Here is a 19,786-nt window from a genome sequence, read left to right as displayed (position 1 = left end):
ATGAAGTTTTTGTCTATAAATCGCAAATTCAGCCCGTTCATCCTGCACAAATAATGAACCTGATACTATGGTAACAAAAAGTCCGTGAAAAATCCAACATTCGTGAAAAATTTTCATCATTTTTGCAGAAAAAACTTTTCATTTCGCGCTTTCTGCCGATTGCACTGCCAATTGCGCCAGTCTGCTTCCGGTTTCTTCCATCCATTTCACATCAGCAAGCTCAACAGCCAGCCGGTAAACATCAAGCAGGACATCGATCCGCGCCTCAGCGGCTTCACGGATGCTCTCCTCCAGTTCACTGAACCCCCCGGGAAATTCGCCTGCACTAAAGACCTCTTTCAGCACACTTGCCCACTCATTCCGTTCAGCAAAAGAAAGGCGCCGCCCCGGAATGACATTCTCCAGCTCTCCGATCAGCCTGCCCAGCTCCCTCTTAATGGATGGCAACGGTTCATAACGGGCGCAAACACCGCATGTATAGACAGGGACGTGAGTGATTTTGATCTTTGCGCTGTAAATCAGGGTGTGCATATGTATGGTCATGGTTCCGCCGCAGTTGCATGACTTTTTAACAACGTTATCTTTTAACATCTCCTACACCTCAGGCTAAAAAAATTGAAAAACACAGAAACCTGCCTTTTCAAAAGCTATATTCGACTTCCGCCATCCAAACTCCTTCCGATTTGCATTAAATGATTTATTTGGCAATAAAGCAAAGTAATGTTTATGCAAAGATGACTTCATATTTCAAATTTGATAGAATGAACAGGATATCGAGATCCGAAGGGAGCTGCTGACAATGAGATTATCAGGTAAAAAAGTGATCGCGCTGGTGGATGATGAATTCGAAGATCTGGAGCTCTGGTATCCGGTATACCGGGTGCGCGAGGAAGGCGCCGAGGTCCATCTAGCCGGACTTGAGAAGGGTAAAACCTATATCGGCAAATACGGTGTACCCGCGACAGCCGAATATTCCTGGGATGATCTGAGCGCAGCCGATTACGACGGCATTCTCGTGCCAGGAGGCTGGGCACCCGATAAAATCCGCCGCTACAGTGCCGTACTGAAGCTGGTTCAGGATTTCAACGCTGCCAAAAAGCCGATCGGCCAGATCTGCCATGCCGGCTGGGTACTGATCTCAGCCAAAATCCTGGACGGAGTAACCGTTACCTCTACGCCCGGCATCCGCGATGACATGGAGAATGCCGGAGCTATCTGGAAGGATGAAGCTGTAGTGACTGACGGACACATCATATCCGCCCGCCGCCCGCCGGACCTTCCTCCATACGGCAAAGCCTTCTGCGATGCGCTGGCCGGAGAATAAGCGGACGTATCGTTTATTTTCAGGCATGACAAACAAGCCCTGCCTCCTCTTCTACTGAGGTCCAGGGCTTGTTCTGTTTCTTTGTCCAGCAGTCAGTCACGGATTTGGAGCGATACCTTCTGGTTAATCGGAGCTGGATAGCTGGCTATAGTAAATGTCAGCGGCTGGGCGTACTTATTGCTGCCTAGTCCCACATAATTCAGCACAGGGACCGACTTCTGGTCGGCTGACGCCTGGTACGGCGGAATATCATACAGATCGGCAGATGTATGAATCTGGCCTTTGGAGTCGGTAAATTCACTGTCCAGTATTAAAGCGTTATAGAATTTTTTCTTCCCCGGTACTGTGTTATGATTCAGAGTCATCGTTGTTCCTCTTTCAGCGGTGTACAGGGACATGGTTAAGTAATTGTCAGGTGCTTTGATGATCTGCTGCTGTTCCGTATCAATAACCAGTTTCAGGGCATCCTTATCCAGCGCCAATATGCCGTCAAGCTGAAATTGAAGCGGCTGGCTGGAGCGGCTGTCATTCCCGAATACCAGAATCTCCTTACTCTCAACTACCACCGTGCGAACAGGACTCATGCTTGAAAAAATATCGTTTCCGCCCAATAAAAACCGCGGATAAATCATGGAAAAAACTTGTTTGCTATTTTTCTGACTGTAAGAGGGCTGCAGGTAAATACCTGTCGCAGCAGTATACACTTCGTCAATACGGATTTCCTGCCCGCCTACAGTAAGCGTTTTGTCTAGGCTAATCATTTCTCCGGCTTTGGCCATCTTCGCTTTATCCAGTGTGATAGGTACAGACAGCGCCGCCAGCGGCTTTTCCCCGGCAGCTTCAGTTACCGGTCTAGTCTTACCCAGCTCCAGTTCAAGTGTAATCTGGTCCGGCAGCGAACGGAACCCTCCAGCCCACTGCAATATTTCGTAATCATATGTCGTTCCGGTTGGCACATCCCTGATATTTAAAGAAAAGCCGTAGGGATAGTTCACCGGTGAATACCCTCTCCCTTCCAGCTGCAGTTTATCCACACGGGCTTTTTGGCCGGTATTATTTTGCAGGGAGTACAAGATCATAATACCCTTGCGGTCTGCGGCAATTCCGTCTACCTTCAGTACAAACCCGTTCTGCTCAGCGGTTACACCGCTTACCCGTTCAATCAAGCCTGCTTCAATGGCTGAGGTAACGGTAGTATCCTTGTTCGCCTTAACAAAATAAGGTGCAAACGCCTCATTTATCTGTGATGGCGCTGATAAGTTCTGTGGTTCCAGCCGCTCCGGCTGCTTACCAATCCAGGGAACTGCAAACAGTGCAGCAGCAGCCAAAATAATTGCTGTACCTACCGAAAACCTCTTAAGTACTGACGTCCGGTTTCGGGCCGGGCCTGATATTCCGCTGCGTATTGCCACATTCATTTTAACATGCGGTAGATCCTCCAGTTCCTTTGATACTCCGTCAAAATACTCCTTCAACAGCCTTTCCTCACTGCCAGCCATTTGCCGCTCCCCCTTTCATTTTGTTACGCAGCTGCTTGAGCCCCTTGTTCAGCCAGGTTTTGACGGTTCCTTCCGGCTTGTCCAGCACTTCGGCAATCTCTGTCAATGTCATGTCCCGATAGTATTTCAGCACGAGCACCTGACGGTATTTCAGCTTTACACTATCCAGCGCCTGCTCCATATCCAGCTTCCGGTCACTGGTCATTACCATGACAACACCGCCGGTTTCTTCTGGCGTTTTAACGGAAATCAGCCGTTTTCTCCGCTTCATCTCATCGTTGCAGCAGTTAATCATTATCCGTGTTATCCATGGTGCAAACCTTCCGGGATCCTTAAGGCTTTTCCGTTTGCTCCAAGCCCGGTACGTTGCCTCCTGCAGCATTTCCAGTGCATCCGCCTCACTGCGGAAATAGCTGTAGGCTATCCCGTAGAGGATTTTCCTCTGGCTTGATACAAGGCCGATAAAAGCCTGCGCCTCCTCTTTAGCCAGCTGTACATGTTCAACCTGCATTAGATTTTCCATCCCTTGTTATCTCTGCCTCCTTTTCATGCAGCATCCTAACTTCTTATGTCCTTCTATGTATACTGACTATCAGAGTCCCCAAACGGTTTTACTTTTTTTCCGTCGCCGGGAGGTGTACTCCTGTAACGCAAAAAGTCCGGCGTTTTGCGCCGGAGCTTCATAGCTTAGACAATATGAACTATCTGATTCTAAGACGGTCGTCTCCAAGAATCAGGCCCGGATAGTATTTGAGCTTGAAGGTCAGAGGCTGCGGAAGGTTCTTAATCCCGGGATTGAAGCCGACAGTGAGGATTACTTTATCGTTTTCACTTCTTTTATTCCAGTCTAACGCTCCGTCCGGTGCTTCCGGGTTTACCAGCCAATGCCAGGTACCTTCGCCATCCATAAAGGTTGAATCCAGTGAAAAGCTTCCGACATCTGCAGAATCTTCACCCTCCTTTACTTGCGTTGTCATATCCAATATGATTGTACCCGGCTCCGCATGATCCATCTGATCAGAAAAAGCCAGCCGTTCATCTGGTGCTTGTATAATCTCACGGGTTTCAGTGTTAATGATAAGATTGAGCTTCGATTTTTCTATCGCGTACAAGCCTTCAATATCTATCCTGACCGGGTCCTGAGGACGCATACTGTCATTATGAAAAATGTAAAATATTTCACTGTCTGATGATGAAAAATCCCCGGCTTTAGGCAGCTCTTTTTCCTGTTTTCCCGTACCCATTACCATGCCAAAGCCATACTCACCGTATACGTCCAGTTCCTCTCCATCATAGCCTGTAGTCATGTAAATCCCTGTAGGTCCGAGATAGAGATCCTTGACATTAAAGGGGTATCCGGCAATAGAAAAACCTTCCTCCAAAGCAATCTCGTTGCCCGCTGAATATTCTGCATTTTCGTCCAGGTCTATAACCGCATCCAGCTTATACATCGTCACTTCACCGCTGTCATCCAGATAAATTCGCTGATCATCGTCCATCGGCAGCAGCGTCAGTGTGGCAAAAACACGATCCGGCAGCTCAGTCTGCAGGTTGCTCCAGGGAATGATCATTACATCACGGACAATTCCTGTCTGCACACCAGGTTTATAATTATGATATCCGCTGTAAAAATAAGAGCCGTCCGCAGTCAAATAGTCTGATGAATGTTCATCTGCTTTAAAATCGAATTTCATATTTAAATACTGCTGATCTGTACTGTTCTCCAGCGTATACAGCAGGATTACTCCCCGTCTGTCGGCGATTACACCATCTATGGTAAATTGAAAACCTCCGACTTCGGGAGACTCAATATTCACATGCTGCACATATCCGGCATCCAGCGCAGAGGTGACCGTCAAATTATCACCGACAGCCTCACGGTATACCTCAAGCCCTTCCCAGCTTTGGGGAGGCAGCGATTCGGGTTCTCTTTGTACCTGCCCGTAGATCCAGGCCACACTTGTAAACAAGATAACAGCTATCACCGCCGCGATCACTGTGTTGTACCTTCTGCGGCGTACAGGCCTGCGGTGTCTGCCCTCTGCGATGCCTTTGTGTATAGCCGTATCCAGCTTTATTTCCGGCACATCCGCCGTCGCTCCGGCTAGCTCCTGAAAATAATCCTTCAGCAGCTTTTCTTCGGCCTCAGCCATGATGATGCTTCCTGTTCCTCCGCATTTATCCCTGATCTGCTGCAGGCCATTGTTCAGCCAGGCTGTGATGGTGGCCTCCGGTTTATCCAGTATTTCGGCAATCTCTGAAAGGGTAAACATTAGATAGTATTTAAGCACTAGCACCTGACGGCAATTGTCTTTCACTCCGTCCAGCACCTGCTCCAAGTCCGGTCTGCAGCCGCTTTTCATTACTTTGATCCGGTCTTCGGAATATTCCGGCTGCAGTCCAGCCTTCCGCCTCCCCCGCTTCAACTCGTCGCTGCAGCAATCAATCATCAGCCGAATCAGCCGGAACTTAAATTTTCCGGTATCGTTAACGCTTTCACGTTTCTGCCATGCCTGGCAGGCCGTTTCCTGCAGCACCTCCAAGGCATCAGCCTCATTATGGAAATAACTGAAGGCTATCCCGTACAGCCTATGCTTCTCCCGGGATACCAGCATATAAAATTGCTCTTTCTCATCCTCTTCCGTTGCAGCTCCATCCCTAACATCCCCCGTCACTTCTCTATTCCCACTCCTGTCCTCTTTTAATAGCCTATTTATAGATGTACTGTGTTAAGCGTCACACGGTTTTACTTTTTTCTTAATCCATTTGGAAAAGGCCCGGCAGTAAGCCGGACCTGATGATATTTCATTGGGCCGAGTAAGGGATCTGCTCAGCCGGTGTTGTCTTTGCCGCACCGCCCAGTCCGGCAAATGCGCCCAGCACCTCTTCCGTCTCCAGGCTTGTCTTAAAGCGGAAGCAGGCCTTCGCCGTCTCTCTGGCCTCGGACGCTAAGGTATTAAGGGTTCGGTGCTTCACACGCAGCAGCGCCTGCGGCGACATGCTGAGATTGCTGATTCCGAGCTCCAGCCAGAGCGGCAGAGAACGTTCATCCGCCGCCAGCTCGCCACAGACGCTGATATCAATACCGGCGCTGCGTGCCGCCTGCACAGTCATCCGGATCATGCGCAGCACTGCCGGATGGTACGGATGGTACATATGGGCAATCTGCTCGTTCATCCGGTCCACAGCCAGGACATATTGCACCAGATCATTGGTGCCGATACTGAAGAAATCGACTTCCTCGGCCAGGAGGTCGGCAATCATAACGGCTGCGGGAACCTCAATCATAATGCCGACCGGAATGTTGGCGTTATAGGGAATGCCCCGCTGATCCAGATCCTGCTTCACCTCGTTCAATACGGCTTTGGCCGCCTGAACCTCTTCTACGGAAGAAATCATCGGGAACATAATTTTGACATTGCCGTAATGGCTGGCCCGCAGAATTGCCGTCAGCTGGGTTTTGAACAAATCCGTCCGGTCGAGACTGATGCGGATGGCGCGGTAGCCAAGGAACGGATTCTGTTCTTCCGGAAGCTGGAAATAATCGAGATGCTTGTCTCCCCCGACGTCCAGCGTGCGGATGACCACCGTGCTGCTGCCAACCTTCTCGGCGACCAGCTTATAAACCTCAAACTGCTCTTCCTCTGTCGGGAAGGAGTGCCGGTCCATGTACAGGAATTCTGTACGGAACAGGCCAACTCCCTCCGCGCCGTACTTCAGCGCCATATCCAGCTCCTTGACGGAGCTGATATTACCGGCCAGATGCAGATTTACGCCGTCCTTCGTAACAGCCTCAACGGTAGCGAGCAGCTCGAGCTGTTCCTTTTTGCGCTGCTGCTTATCGCGTCTTGCGGCATATAACTGTATCGTGGCTTCATCCGGATGCAGCTGTACAATGCCGGTATCCCCGTCCATTGCCAGCATGTCTCCGGTCTGGATCGGATTGCTGATTTTATTCTCAAGGCCAGCCACCAGCGGAATCCCGAGCGCCCGGGCCATGATCGAGGAATGTGAAGTTTTGCCGCCCATCATGGTGACAATCCCCAGCACATACGCCGGATTCAGGTGGGCCAGCTGGGAAGGAGACAGCTCCTTCGCGACCAAAATGTAGGGCTGTGTATCCGAAGGCAAAGTCACCTCCGGAGCACCCAGCAGATGCTTAAGCAGCCGGTTGCCGACATCCTTGATGTCTACCGCCCGCTCCTTCATATATTCATCGTCCAGCAGATCGAACATGGCCACAAAATGATCGATTGCTTCCTTTACGGCCACCTCGGCTGCCTTATACTGGCGTTCAATAATACCGCGGATCTCACTCATAAATACCGGATCATCCAGAATGGCCAGATGGGCATCAAAAATGCTGGATTCCTCCGGCCCAACGACCTCGCGGAATTCTTTTTTGATAAATTCAATCTCATCTTTAGAGGTGCGGATTCCTTCATATAACCGCTCAAATTCCTGGGCCAGATCAACCGGATTCACTTGCGTGTCCGGCAGGCTCCATTCCCAGTTAGGCAGGACAAAGGCCTTCCCGATAGCTACACCTGCTGCAGCGCCTATGCCTTGAATCATGCTTCCACCCCTCCAACACTTTCATGTAATACCACGGACATTACCGATGACTGCCCCTTTTTAACATTTTTGAATGGAGCATAGCTCCACGATTTGACACGGTCAGGATTGGTGATTACCATCGGCGTTGCCAGCGAAGCGGCATGCTCCTGCAGGTAAGCCAGATCGAACCGGACGAGCAGCTGCCCCGGCTCTACGCTGTCACCTTCCTGTACAAGCGCCTCAAACGGCCCCTTGAGCTGGGATGTATCAATTCCGATGTGCATCAGCACCTCAAGCCCCTCTGGCGTAGAAATGCCTATTGCGTGCATTGTAGGGTACACGTGCATCACCTTGCCGAATACGGGCGAGACCAGCTCTCCTTTTTCCGGATAAAAAGCCACCCCGTCGCCAACCAGCTTCGCGGCAAAAATATGGTCCGGCACTTCCTCAATCGGCATCATCTTGCCCTGGATCGGGGCACAGAACAGCACCTGCGGCAGATCGCGCAGCATCAGCTTGTCAATTTCCTCGCGGATCAGCTCCGAGTAGGTTCCGAATACCACCTGCACGTTGCCCCCGCCAAGCTTAATAATGCCCGCAGAGCCAAGACCCTTGAGCGCTGATGTATCTATATATCGGTCGTTGTGCACCGTTAATCTTAGCCTTGTGATGCAGGCCTGCACCTGGACGATGTTTTCTTTGCCGCCCAGCGCCTCCAGAATCAGCGGAGCCTGATAAGGGATATTCCCCGCCCAGTCGCCAAGCTCAGAGCCTTCCTCGCGCCCCGGAGTTGGAATCTGGAAGCGGCGGATCGCCCAGCGGAACAGATTATAATAAACAACCGCGTAGCCTATGCCGATCGGAATAAGCAGCCAGGCACGCTGGGAAAGATGCATATTCAGGAAAAAGTCAATCGCTCCCGCCGAATACGAGAACCCGTGATGGATACCCAGCAGATAGGTCAGCACCATGGCCAGACCCGACATTACCACGTGCACCGCGAACAGATACGGGGACGCAAACAGAAACGCAAATTCGATCTGCTCCGACACCCCGGTCAAAAAGCAGACCAATGCGGCACGCAAAAAAGTCTTCTTGATCTTAGGCTTCAGATCCTCACGCGCCTCCTGGATGATGGCCAGTGCAATTGCCGGGAGCGCAAACATCATAATCGGAAACAGCCCGGCCATAAATAAGCCTGCAGTCGGGTCACCCGCAAAAAAACGCGGCAAATCCCCCTGCACGACTGCACTGCCGTCAGGAGTGGTAAAGCTGCCAAGCTGAAACCAGAACACATTATTCAGGATATGATGGAGCCCGAAGGCTGTAAGCACCCTGTACAGCACCCCGTATACGAACACGCCGTACCCGCCGGCAGACTGTATATCGCGGAACAGATGGTCAAGCACATCCTGTAGCAGCGGTGAAACCCCGAGCATCACCCAGGCAAACAGGGCCGAGAACAGCCCCATGAACAGGAGCACAAAACGCGACCCGCCAAAAAACTGGATCGCCTCCGGAAGCTTGATATTTTTAAATTTGTTATGCGCCACACCGGCGACAATCCCGAGAATAATTCCGATGAGTGTTGCAGGCTGAACCGTTCCGTCGCCCATATTGGAAACAATCCGGTCATAGGTGAACATTCCCGCTAATGCTGCAAGACCGGCCGGCCCGGCCTGATTGGACAGCCCCCAGGCAACTCCCACAGCAAATAAATAAGGCATGAAATAAAATATTCCCTGCCCCGCGTATGTAGTCACTTCAGATACCGAAGAAAGTCCCCATGCAGACCACGGTAAGCTGCCCAGACTCAGCAGAATAGCTGCAGCCGGTAACACCATGGTAGGAAGCATTATGGCTCTGCCCAACTGCTGCAGTGATCCGAGCCAATTCAAGGTGACCCTCTCCTTTCGTTCTATGCTAAATGGTAAGCGCTCCAACAGTTTTTGTCAAAAAGAATACGCAACTCCTAGAATACCACGCGGGGCGGGAGGATGGGAAGTAAATGATTACTGCGAAGGGACAGAGTAAAGACAAATAACTGTAGCCGGAATGCGGTACGCTTGCGTAAAAATCATGCTGACGCACACAACCAGCAAAATTAATCTTAAAACTAACCTGTGATGTATGATAATGCCCAGTCCGTAGGGTATCTATTGCACTTTGTACAACAGATTCACCGGTTTCCCGCAGTAAAGACGATTCTGTTGCATTTCGTGCAATAGATTATTCTGAATTCAGCTTAAACGGACTCGTATCCAATATTCTGTTGTATAAAATGCAATAGAATCACTTTTGAAGTCCTTAAAGACGAAATCAATTGTACAAAATACAACAAATCGCTCAAACCTTCCGGAGATGAAGTGTATTCTCACCAAATCTGGTCCCTGGGCATCGGCTTGAGCTCATAGTTACGTACTCCCCGACCACCCTCGATCGGCATAAGCAAGCCTTTTTCGCTAAGTGTCCTTAATAGCTTCCGTACTGTACGAAAGTTTAGCCCAAACTGGTCTATCACATCCTTCGGACGCAGCGGTCTGCCCAAGCGCCAGGCGAGGCGGAGTACTTCTTTTTCTCCAGAGATCAGATCGGAAGCACTGGCATTTCTCGCCAAATACGGCGCCAGCACCAGCTGCAGCAGCATTCTGCATACTTCAGGACGCTGCTGGATGTCATCGAACGAAAAGTGCAGCATCCGCCAGCCCATGCCGGTGAGGAAATTGTCACGGTTTAGCGCATAGCTGAACCTCTCCCTGTCCATGTCCTTAATATGGCTCTGGAATCCGTCACATTCAATGCCGATCTGCGGCCCATTCGGCGGCAGAAAAGCGAAGTCCAGAAACTGGGACTTACGGTTCCAGTCATAGATCTCGTACTCCGGATGCAAATGCTCCAGCGTTTCAAACAGCGGCCACCATACATTCTGCACGAACAGCTTCTCTGCAAAGTTATGCCCCCGCAAAAGCCTGCCTCTGCGCTCACCGCTACGTTCAGTTGAATGGCCGCCAATCCAAAGTCCATGCGCTTCATCGAATTCCATAAACATTCTCCTCCCGGCAAATAAAAAAGAACGCCCACAGCCCGAAAGTAAACTTTCAGGTAATGGACGTTCTTCGTCTAAAGCCAGTATAACAATGCGCTCGGCCGGTTTCCAGCTTAAATTAGCCGGTTAGCCCCGGCTGCGCCCGTGCATCGTGATTGCTTCCTCAACCTTGATGCAGCGGTCCATAATTGCGGTCATACCATGCTCAGCAGCAATATCTGCTGCCTCCTGGCTGATAATGCCCTGCTGCAGCCACAGCACTTTGGCGCCGATGTCAGCAGCTTCCTGAGCCACTTCAGCGCAATATTCGCTGCGTCGGAACACGTTGACAATATCAACCGGCTCCGGAATTTCAGCCAGGGTGTGGTAGCATTTCTCGCCGAGAATGTCTCCGTCCACGGTAGGATTCACCGGGATGATCCGGTACCCCCGGCTTTGCATGGCGTAAGCCACCATGTATGAGGTGCGGTCTGATTTGTCGGACAAGCCTACAACAGCAATATTGCCTGCAGAAGCAAGAATATCTCCAATTTGTTCACGGCTCGGATTCTCAAAACTCATCGTAATGTTCCTCCCTGTCAATGTTCTTTGTCTTGAAGTCATTTCTATCACTTAAATGCCCTAACACTAAGAATATCACAAAGAATCGCAGCTTTCTGAGTAATAAGACACAAGTGATGGTCGGCTGCATCAGCAAACAACAGCTGTACTCCCCGCATACTGCACAGAGCACCTCTTTATCTACACTGCTACGCTCTTAACCGACTTATTTTGCACTCCTTGTATTCCACAAAACCTTGCTTTGAACCACCCGCTACGTAAGCGGAGTCTGGTTATAGCCGTACCCGCAGAATCCGCGGAGCTTAGCTCAGTACTGTGCTAAGCCAACACCCGACAGAGCGCTCATATCCGCCCTTTTTCTATTTTACCCATTCCACATCGGCCCCAAGCTCACGCAGGTGGTCAAAATACTGCGGATACGACTTGGCGACATGGTGGGCGTCCTTGATCAGCAGCGGCTGGCGTGCGCGCAGGCCGACTACGGTTAACGCCATAATGACACGGTGGTCATAATGAGCGTTGATGGTTACGCCGCCCTCTACACCTTCCGGCATACCGTGTACGATGATCTCGTCGCGGCGCTCTTCCACCTTGGCGCCCGCACGGGTCAGCTCAGCCAGGTAATCTGTAATACGGTCACATTCCTTGTAGCGCAGATTCTCTACATTATAGAACCGCGAGGTTCCTTCCGCGAATACGGCTGCAGCAACCATTGCCAGTACAGCATCAGTCGCTGCATCTCCGTCAAATTCTACGGCCTTCAGGATTCCATTGCCATGAACATGCACTATACCGTTCTCATGGGTCAGCGGCACCTCCATCATCCGCAGCACATCAACAACCGCCCGCTCTCCCTGCTTGCTTTTCTCAGCGAGCCGGTGAATCTTGACGTCGGATTTAGTGACAGCGGCTGCCGCAAGCACAGCTGCCGATCCCGGATAATCCCCTTGTACAGTGTAGGACTTGGCAGCATACGACTGACGGCCCGGCACCTTAAAGGACATGTAGTCATCTGCAGCATGTACAACGATACCCGCCTGCTCCAGCACCTCAAGGGTCTGGCCTACAACGACCTTGGATTTCAGGTCATCCAGCACGATAATCTCACTATCCTCCTCCAGCAGCGGCGTCAGGAACAGCAGCGCGCTGAGATACTGGGAGCTGACTGCACCGGATACAGTAATCCGTCCGCCGGCTGGCTTGCCTCCGCGGATGGTAATTGGCAGTCTGCCATCATTATGCTCAACTTCAACGCCCAGCTGGCCCAGTGCCTTAATCAGATCATCATGCGGACGCTTACCCAGGGAATCAGGATAAGTATTAACAAAAGTAACCTCGGGACTGAGCGCAGCCACAGCCATCAGAAAGCGCAGTACCGCTCCCGCATTGCCAACGTTCAGCTCCTTTACATCACGCGGGTTCTTGCCGAAGCCCTGTACTACGATTTTTTCATCGTCTTCCGTCAGGACAGCACCCAGATCAGCGATACATCTGCGGATGGCATCACTGTCTTCACTGTGGGCAGGATGATAGATGGTGCTGACTCCTTCAGACAGCGCTGCAACCAGCAGGTACCGGGTTGTATAGTTTTTGGAGGACAGTGCTCCAATTTCTCCTTGCAGGGTCGGTGTGGGCCTAACAATAACATCCATTATTTAAACGCTCCTTATTCGTAGTATTAGGGATATGTAGTGCTCGGTTTGACACTGTAGTCCAAAGCTATGGTATCATATCAATATTCTGCAGGTAGAAAGGGGTCTTAACCATGAACGATATTCCACAAGTTACACCAGATGAGCTGCGCCAGCGTCTTGCGGCAGGTGAGGACCTGCTTCTGATCGATGTCCGCGAGGATGACGAGGTTGCAACCGGAATGATTCCAGGTTCCCGGCATATTCCAATGGGACAAATTCCGCAGCGCAGCGAAGAGCTTCCGGCTGATACCGGCATTATCTTCATCTGCCGTTCCGGTGCACGCAGCCAGCGTGTCTGCGAGTACCTGCAGCAATTCGGCATTCAAGCCTCCAACCTGAGCGGCGGGATGCTGGAATGGAACGAAACGCGGGAGGCATAAACAGCCAATTGCAAATACACTTAAAAGCTCAACCGCGGTAATGCATTAAAATATGCTGCGACACTTCTGCCGCACTCAGCTCCGATGTATCGACCGTGCAATGCGCGAACCGGTAGGCCTCACGCCGCTGCTCCATAATGGCGCGGACTCTATCCTGCGCGTTGCCGGCGAGCAGCGGACGGTTCGCATCTCCGCTCACACGGGCAATAATAACATCTTCTGTGGCTGTCAGTGCTACAACAAGCCCCTTAGCAAGCATAATCTCAGCGTTCCCCGGTGCAAGCACCGCGCCGCCTCCTGTTGAAATAATTCTGCGTTCTCCCTCAAGCATCCGCTGCAGGGCAGCCGACTCCGCCTTCCGGAAATACGCCTCACCGTCTGCGGCAAAGATATCCGCAATACTCCGGCCTTCATTTTCGACGATAACATGATCCAGATCAACCAGCTCGTACCCCAGCTCTTCGGCCAGCATCGTACCTACGGTTGACTTTCCTGTGCCCATCATCCCGACCAGAATGATATTTCTTCCCGGTTCAGGCTTATATGAACACTGTTGTTCTCTATCCCCCGACATAACTACCCTCCAACCGCGACATTTGTCATATCATAACACACGCCCAAAAGATTGCACAATCCACTTCCCTCTGCTTCCTGGCCAAGTGATGTTACATTATAACCGCCATGCAAAAAAAGCCCGAATGCTTCCCGCAACCGGGAAACCATTCGGACTTCTTCATGCAAGCATGGTGCAGAACTATTCGTTAATCCAGTTGTGGTGGAAGACGCCTTCCTTATCCACACGTTTGAAGGTGTGGGCACCGAAGTAGTCGCGCTGTGCCTGGAGCAGGTTCGCAGGCAGACGTTCCGTACGGTAGCTGTCATAGTAAGCAAGGGCGCTGGAGAAGCCTGGCACCGGTACGCCTTGTGCAACAGCAGCAGATACCACTTTACGCCATGCAGCCTGGTAAGAGCTCATGATGTCCTTGAAGAACGGATCAAGCAGCAGGTTCTTCAGATCCGGATTGGTTTCGTAGGCATCGGTGATGTTCTGCAGGAAGCGGGAGCGGATAATGCAGCCGCCGCGCCAGATTTTAGCCAGGCTGCCGTATTTCAGATCCCAGCCATATTCGTCGGAAGCTACACGAAGCTGTGCGAAGCCTTGCGCGTAGGATACGATTTTGCTGGCAAACAGCGCTCTGCGCACGTTCTCGATGAATTCTGCCTTGTCGCCCTGGAATGGCTCTACTTCTGGTCCGCTCAGCACTTTGCTGGCTTCCACACGCTCTTCCTTCATGGCAGACAGGAAGCGGGAGAATACGGATTCGGTGATCATGGACAGCGGCACACCCAGGTCGAGTGAGCTCTGGCTTGTCCATTTGCCTGTTCCCTTTTGGCCGGCAGCATCGAGGATAACGTCAACCATCGGTTTGCCGGTCTCTTCATCGTACTGAGCGAAGATATCTGTAGTGATCTCGATCAGGTAGCTGTCCAGCTCACCGCTGTTCCACTCCTTGAAAATGCTGTGCAGTTCCTTGGCATCAAGGCCAAGAACGTCTTTCAGAAGCTGGTAGGCTTCGCAGATCAGCTGCATGTCGCCGTACTCGATACCGTTGTGGACCATTTTGACATAGTGTCCGGCACCGTCCGGTCCAATATATGTACAGCAAGGCTCTCCGTCCACTTTGGCGGAAATTGCCGTAAGAATCGGTTCAACCAGCTTATAGGCGCTTTCCTGTCCGCCCGGCATGATGGAAGGACCTTTGAGCGCACCCTCTTCACCGCCGGACACACCAGTGCCGATGAAGCGGAAGCCTTTGTCTTCAAGCTCTTTACTGCGGCGTACAGTATCAGGGAAGTATGCGTTACCTCCGTCGATAATGATATCGCCCTGGTCCAGATACAGCAGAAGCTGCTCAATGGTAGCGTCCGTTGCTTTACCGGCCTGTACCATGATCAGAATTTTGCGCGGTACTTCAAGGGATTGTACAAACTCTTCAACAGAGAAGGTACCTACCAAGTTTTTGCCTTCAGCTTCGGCGATCAGGTCATTAGTCTTCTCCGGGGAACGGTTATATACCGATACGGAAAAGCCTCTGCTCTCGATGTTAAGAGCCAAATTTTTACCCATTACCGCCAAGCCAATAACGCCGATTTGTTGTTTTGCCATCTGGTTCTCCACCCTTTGCACCCTATATTTTTGTGAAATCCATTTCTCGCAGTATCAGAATACCACCCTTTGTCAGATACAGCAAAGTTCCGCCTGCGAAAGAGAGATCAATTTCATTGACAAAGCCGTTCAATATCAGGAAATTGCTCACTTTGACTATTTTAACGTTTTTGCCGCCAGAAGTGAACCCCTGTCCACAAGTTGAACAGCATATGAAGAAATGCCAGTTTCACACCTGTAACCATGCAGCTTTGGCATTAATTATCCCGGATCATATATCACAGATATCCGCACAGATTAAGAGCACCCCGCCTGCGGGATGCCCTGATCCTTTACCATTCGAGCATATTCAGTTCACGGGACAAACCGGCCAGCTTCACCCTGCATGCCTCCATCAGCGCAGTGTCCCCGTTCTGCATCGCTTCATTCAGCCGGTCAAGCTCCTCATCCACTTCCACCCTGCGCTGCTGGATACGCTCCTCGCCCTCCACTGAATAAAACAGCTTTGTCAGCTCCTGGTCGGTAAGCAGCGGACCCTTCTGGTATAAAACACGCTGCTGGTACCCGGAGATTTCCACCAGCCGTATCACTTCGCCAAACATAATGTTCTCAATAATGATCTGCCGGTCGCGAAAACGTTTGACTACTGCATGACCCCGCATGTCGCCGATCAGCTTCTCCATCCACTCGGATAGCCTTGCATCACGGATCATATAATCCCCGACCAGCTTGTAGCCGTCCTTTATCTGCTGAAAACGCAGCTTAACCAGCTTGCGGCCGGTACGCACCGAGATCAGAAATACAGTTTCATTCTCACTCCAGTACAGGGAATAGCCTTCCTTGATCAAATCCTTGATCAGGTTCTGGATATCCTGCCTGTCAAAGCGCAGCTCCAGGTTGCAGTACTCCACCTCGTCGTTTTTGTTCACGGCACTCCCCCCTAACAGCTTTGTTGAAGCAGTTTCATCTGCATACACAGAGTAAAACCGACGGCCGGACCTCCACTTGAAAGCAATTCCTTTTTTCGTTCGTCTTACTGATATTTTATACTTCATTTTATGTAGCGGTAACTTGGTTTATTGACTATTTTTACCCGTTTTCCGGCATTCCCAAACGGGCACTGTTTTTTACTTAGCCGCACACGCAATCAGGCCCCGTTCTTCCGGAATATAGCATGATCCGGTTGAACGGGGCCGCTTCAATTATTAAAGGCTGTCGTCAAAACTCACACCGGATCAGCCCGCGCTCTGCTTAAGCCTGGTCCGGCGGACGATGAGCAGATGCAGCCCTGCCAGCAGCACCATTACAACAGCGCTTGCCAGGAATGGGGCGCTGTGGCTGACCGAATCCCACAGCCTGCCGGACAGCACGGGGCCGGCAACCATCCCCGAGCCCTGAAGCGTAAGGAACAGGCCCCATACGGTGCCGCGTTCCCCGGCCGGCACCTGCTTGGCCACAAAGGCATTCCAGGCCGGCAGAATCAGCGCATAGCTGATGCCGACAAGTGCTACAGCAACGAAGGCCAGCGGCAGCCAGCGCACCTGTGAGAAAAAGGCCAGTGAAGCGGCCGCAAGCAGAAAGCCGATGTTCAGGAACACGGTCGTTCCGATCCGGTCCACCAGCTTGCCGGCCGGAATGAGCGTAAGCACCGTAATACCGCCTCCGGCGATCAGCAGCAGGCTGAACTGGTTCGGCGTCACATGCAGCTCACTGCGGGCGAACAGCGTCACCACAGGCGTCATCAGGCCGATCGCAAAGGCCTGCAGAAACAGCGCAGGGAACAGCAGCCGGCTGACCTTCAGCGAGGTTCTGACCTGCTGCATCGTACGCTTCAGGCTCTTCAGCGGCTGGAATGGCCGCCGGCCTGCAGCTCCGGGTTCACCGTCCATGCTGCGCACCACACGCGGCGCATGGACGGCAATTCTCGATGGCAGCAGCAGCGCGACCGCAGCAACAGCGGCAGCACAACCCATAAGGACAAGGAACACGGTCCGGTAGCTCTGTCCCCCGTGATCCATCATGAAATTGACGACAATGGGCCCGATGCCCGTTCCCGCCAGTGAAGCCATCTCGACCGCACCCATGGCCGCACCGCTGCTGCCGCTCTCTGTGGAACCGGCAAGCTCGGTTATACCGGTCATGGTACACGGCCACAGCGGGGAAGTACCGATCCCGAGAATCAGGCAGGCAACCGAGAGTGCTGCCGCATTTTTGGCATAGATAATCATACCGACAGCAAGGACAATCAGCAGCAGCGATCCTGTCATCGTCCAGCGGTAACCGATCCGCTCCATGACCCAGCCGAACGGGCTGCGGAACAGATTATCCCCCAGATACTGCAGCGCGAACGAAAAGCCGACCACCGTAACCGACAAGCCGAGAATATTCTCCATGTACACCGGGAGCAGGGCAACGAGCAGGGATCCTTTTACAAACTCGACCAGAAAAATGATTACCCACATTTCCAGAATAAACGGCGAAGCCAGATTAATATGCACACGTCCTGCAACTTTGCCAGTCATTTTATCACATCCTAGTATTATGGTGATTGATTTGTTATACTGGTGCTTGCCTTAAAAAAAATAAATCTTGGCGAAAGGTTGTGACAGCATTAAATGAATCAACACGATACTCCCCTCTTCACCGCTCTCAAAAAGCATGCCGCCGGAAACCCTGTACAATTCCATATTCCCGGGCATAAGAAGGGGCAAGGAACGGATGCCGAATTCCGTGAGTTTATCGGCGATAACGCGCTATCCATAGATTTGATCAACATCGCACCGCTTGATGATCTTCATCAGCCTACGGGCGTGATCCTAGAAGCTCAGAAGCTGGCTGCGCAGGCTTTCGGCGCCGACTACACGTATTTTAGCGTACAAGGCACGAGCAATGCCATCATGACTATGATCCTCTCTGTCTGCTCGGAAGGAGACAAAATAATAGTGCCGCGCAACATTCACAAATCCGTGATGTCGGCCATTATTTTCTCCGGAGCCAAGCCGGTCTTTATCTCACCTGTTCAGGATGAGAATCTTGGGATAGACCACGGTATAACCACCAGCTCGCTGGAAAAGGCATTAAAGCGTCATCCTGACGCCAAGGGCGTCCTGGTCATCAATCCCACCTACTTCGGCGTAGTTGCCGACCTGCGTTCGATTGTGGACCTGGCTCACAGCTACGGAGTACCTGTACTGGTGGATGAGGCGCATGGAGTATTGATTCATTTTCATGAAGATCTGCCGGTATCGGCCATGCAGGCCGGTGCGGATATGGCAGCAACCAGTGTTCACAAGCTGGGTGGCTCCATGACGCAGAGCTCGGTACTGAATCTCAATGCGAAGACCGGCCTGGTCAATCCGCAGCGGGTTCAGACGATCATCAGCATGCTGACAACAACGTCCACTTCCTATATCCTGCTGGCGTCCCTGGATACCTCCAGACGCAATCTGGCCCTCAACGGCCATGAGATGGCTGAACGGACGATCGCGCTGTCCAATTACGCGCGGGAAGCCATTAATAATATCGACGGCTTGTACAGCTTCGGCAAAGAGATTCTCGGAACAGAAGCTACCTTTAATCTCGACCCGACCAAGCTGAACATTCATGTCCGTCACCTTGGCATTACCGGCTACGAGACAGAGAACTGGCTCCGTCAGAAGTATAACATCGAAGTTGAACTTAGCGACATGTATAATATTCTTTGCCTGATTACCCCCGGAGATACCCAGGAAACCGTAGATAAGCTGATTTCCGCGCTGCGCGTGCTTTCTGCCGTACACTACAGCAAGGGTGAAATTTACGAGTTGAAGGTACAGGTACCAGAAATCCCGCAGCTTGCACTGATTCCGCGCGACGCTTTCTATGCTGATACGCAGCTGGTTCCGTTCCGCGAATCCGCCGGCTACATCATCGCTGAATTCATTTATGTCTATCCGCCGGGAATACCAATACTGCTGCCTGGTGAAGTTATTACCCAGGACAACATCGATTATATCATCGACCACGTCGAAATCGGCCTCCCGGTTAAAGGACCGGAAGACCGCAGCATCAACTTTGTCAAAGTTATTGTAGAAGCTGACCCGATCTCCTGACGGGCAGCTTCCAAGGCAAACAAAACCCCGATACTGGACCAGTATCGGGGTTTTGTGCATGGAGCGCTGCTGCCTGTCCGGCAGGCATGCCCTCAGCTGCACTGAAATCTATTCTTGCTGGGCAAGCAGCTCGTTGTAAGCTTCTTCAACAGCTTTCCATTCAGCTTCATCTTCAATGTTGTAAAGAACCATTTCTTCGTTCTCTTCTTCCATACGCAGAATGATACCGTCTGCTTCAGGGTTTTCGCGTTCCAGCAGCAGCGCGTACAATTTCTCGCCTACGTCGAACGTTTCCACCAGTACCATTTCTACATCTTCGCCCTGCTCGTTCGTCAAGGTCAGCACAAACTCCTCGTGCTCATGGTCGTGATCATGTCCGCAACCGCATGCTTCACCATGTTCATGGCCATGCTCATGTTTGTGATCGCTCATTGAAATACCTCACTTTAATTGAATTATCCTGCTAG

At 51.6% G+C, this 19,786-nt stretch carries 17 protein-coding genes; 3 read left to right on the top strand and 14 right to left on the bottom strand.

Annotation, left to right across the window (positions count from 1 at the left end; translation table 11 throughout):
• Positions 1-138: 138 nt before the first annotated feature.
• Positions 139-543 (bottom strand): hypothetical protein, encoded by a 405-nt coding sequence (locus AC4G46_RS13460; RefSeq protein WP_491128381.1) that lies wholly within the window; start codon positions 541-543, stop codon positions 139-141.
• 256 nt (positions 544-799) lie between these two features.
• On the opposite strand from AC4G46_RS13460, the gene AC4G46_RS13455 reads away from it, so the two are divergent.
• Positions 800-1,324 (top strand): type 1 glutamine amidotransferase domain-containing protein, encoded by a 525-nt coding sequence (locus AC4G46_RS13455; protein ID WP_068727594.1) that lies wholly within the window; start codon positions 800-802, stop codon positions 1,322-1,324.
• Positions 1,325-1,416: 92 nt separating this feature from the next.
• On the opposite strand, the gene AC4G46_RS13450 is transcribed toward AC4G46_RS13455, so the two are convergent.
• From AC4G46_RS13450 to aroA, 8 genes are all read right to left on the bottom strand, one after another.
• Positions 1,417-2,823: a hypothetical protein gene (locus tag AC4G46_RS13450; RefSeq protein WP_491128380.1), complete on the bottom strand. Its 1,407-nt coding sequence runs from the start codon at positions 2,821-2,823 to the stop codon at positions 1,417-1,419.
• Positions 2,810-3,334, bottom strand: a complete 525-nt coding sequence (locus tag AC4G46_RS13445; protein ID WP_491128379.1) for a sigma-70 family RNA polymerase sigma factor — start codon at positions 3,332-3,334, stop codon at positions 2,810-2,812. The genes AC4G46_RS13450 and AC4G46_RS13445 overlap by 14 nt, the downstream gene beginning before the upstream one ends.
• 190 nt (positions 3,335-3,524) lie before the next feature.
• Entirely contained in the window at positions 3,525-5,498 is a 1,974-nt protein-coding gene (locus tag AC4G46_RS13440) for a sigma-70 family RNA polymerase sigma factor (RefSeq protein ID WP_491128378.1), read from the bottom strand.
• 130 nt (positions 5,499-5,628) lie between these two features.
• Positions 5,629-7,398 (bottom strand): phosphoenolpyruvate--protein phosphotransferase, encoded by a 1,770-nt coding sequence (gene ptsP / locus AC4G46_RS13435; RefSeq protein ID WP_491128377.1) that lies wholly within the window; start codon positions 7,396-7,398, stop codon positions 5,629-5,631.
• Positions 7,395-9,278: a glucose PTS transporter subunit IIA gene (locus tag AC4G46_RS13430; protein ID WP_491128376.1), complete on the bottom strand. Its 1,884-nt coding sequence runs from the start codon at positions 9,276-9,278 to the stop codon at positions 7,395-7,397. Before AC4G46_RS13430 ends, ptsP begins: the two co-directional genes overlap by 4 nt.
• A gap of 476 nt (positions 9,279-9,754) precedes the next feature.
• Complete coding sequence (locus AC4G46_RS13425) at positions 9,755-10,423, bottom strand: hypothetical protein (RefSeq protein ID WP_491128375.1); 669 nt, start codon at positions 10,421-10,423, stop codon at positions 9,755-9,757.
• 129 nt (positions 10,424-10,552) lie between these two features.
• On the bottom strand, positions 10,553-10,987 hold the full coding sequence (locus tag AC4G46_RS13420) for a CoA-binding protein (protein WP_068723572.1): 435 nt from the start codon (positions 10,985-10,987) through the stop codon (positions 10,553-10,555).
• Between the two features lie 359 nt (positions 10,988-11,346).
• Positions 11,347-12,639 (bottom strand): 3-phosphoshikimate 1-carboxyvinyltransferase, encoded by a 1,293-nt coding sequence (gene aroA, locus AC4G46_RS13415; protein WP_491128374.1) that lies wholly within the window; start codon positions 12,637-12,639, stop codon positions 11,347-11,349.
• A gap of 113 nt (positions 12,640-12,752) precedes the next feature.
• On the opposite strand from aroA, the gene AC4G46_RS13410 reads away from it, so the two are divergent.
• Positions 12,753-13,061, top strand: coding sequence for a rhodanese-like domain-containing protein (locus AC4G46_RS13410; RefSeq protein ID WP_491128373.1), 309 nt, complete (start codon positions 12,753-12,755; stop codon positions 13,059-13,061).
• Positions 13,062-13,089: 28 nt separating this feature from the next.
• Here AC4G46_RS13410 and AC4G46_RS13405 read toward each other — a convergent pair whose 3' ends face one another.
• From AC4G46_RS13405 to AC4G46_RS13390, 4 genes are all read right to left on the bottom strand, one after another.
• Positions 13,090-13,635, bottom strand: a complete 546-nt coding sequence (locus tag AC4G46_RS13405; RefSeq protein WP_491128372.1) for a shikimate kinase — start codon at positions 13,633-13,635, stop codon at positions 13,090-13,092.
• A gap of 180 nt (positions 13,636-13,815) precedes the next feature.
• Positions 13,816-15,228: an NADP-dependent phosphogluconate dehydrogenase gene (gene gnd / locus AC4G46_RS13400; RefSeq protein WP_491128371.1), complete on the bottom strand. Its 1,413-nt coding sequence runs from the start codon at positions 15,226-15,228 to the stop codon at positions 13,816-13,818.
• A gap of 332 nt (positions 15,229-15,560) precedes the next feature.
• The gene (locus AC4G46_RS13395; protein ID WP_491128370.1) at positions 15,561-16,157 is read right to left on the bottom strand and encodes a YkzI domain-containing protein; all 597 of its coding nucleotides are present in this window, start codon (positions 16,155-16,157) and stop codon (positions 15,561-15,563) included.
• Positions 16,158-16,463: 306 nt separating this feature from the next.
• Complete coding sequence (locus AC4G46_RS13390; protein ID WP_491128369.1) at positions 16,464-17,750, bottom strand: MFS transporter; 1,287 nt, start codon at positions 17,748-17,750, stop codon at positions 16,464-16,466.
• A 93-nt stretch (positions 17,751-17,843) separates the two neighbouring features.
• Between AC4G46_RS13390 and AC4G46_RS13385 the strand changes: the two genes are divergently transcribed.
• A complete protein-coding gene (locus tag AC4G46_RS13385) occupies positions 17,844-19,319 on the top strand; it encodes an aminotransferase class I/II-fold pyridoxal phosphate-dependent enzyme (RefSeq protein ID WP_491128368.1) in 1,476 nt (491 codons plus the stop codon).
• Positions 19,320-19,427: 108 nt separating this feature from the next.
• Here the strand turns inward: AC4G46_RS13385 and AC4G46_RS13380 are convergent, their stop codons facing one another.
• Positions 19,428-19,751 carry a DUF1292 domain-containing protein gene (locus tag AC4G46_RS13380; RefSeq protein ID WP_039872519.1) on the bottom strand — a complete coding sequence of 108 codons (324 nt, stop codon included), beginning with the start codon at positions 19,749-19,751 and terminating at the stop codon, positions 19,428-19,430.
• Positions 19,752-19,786 lie beyond the last annotated feature (35 nt).

This window comes from Paenibacillus sp. fava2 (assembly GCF_058313675.1).
This window is presented reverse-complemented; position numbering and strand designations above follow the sequence as displayed.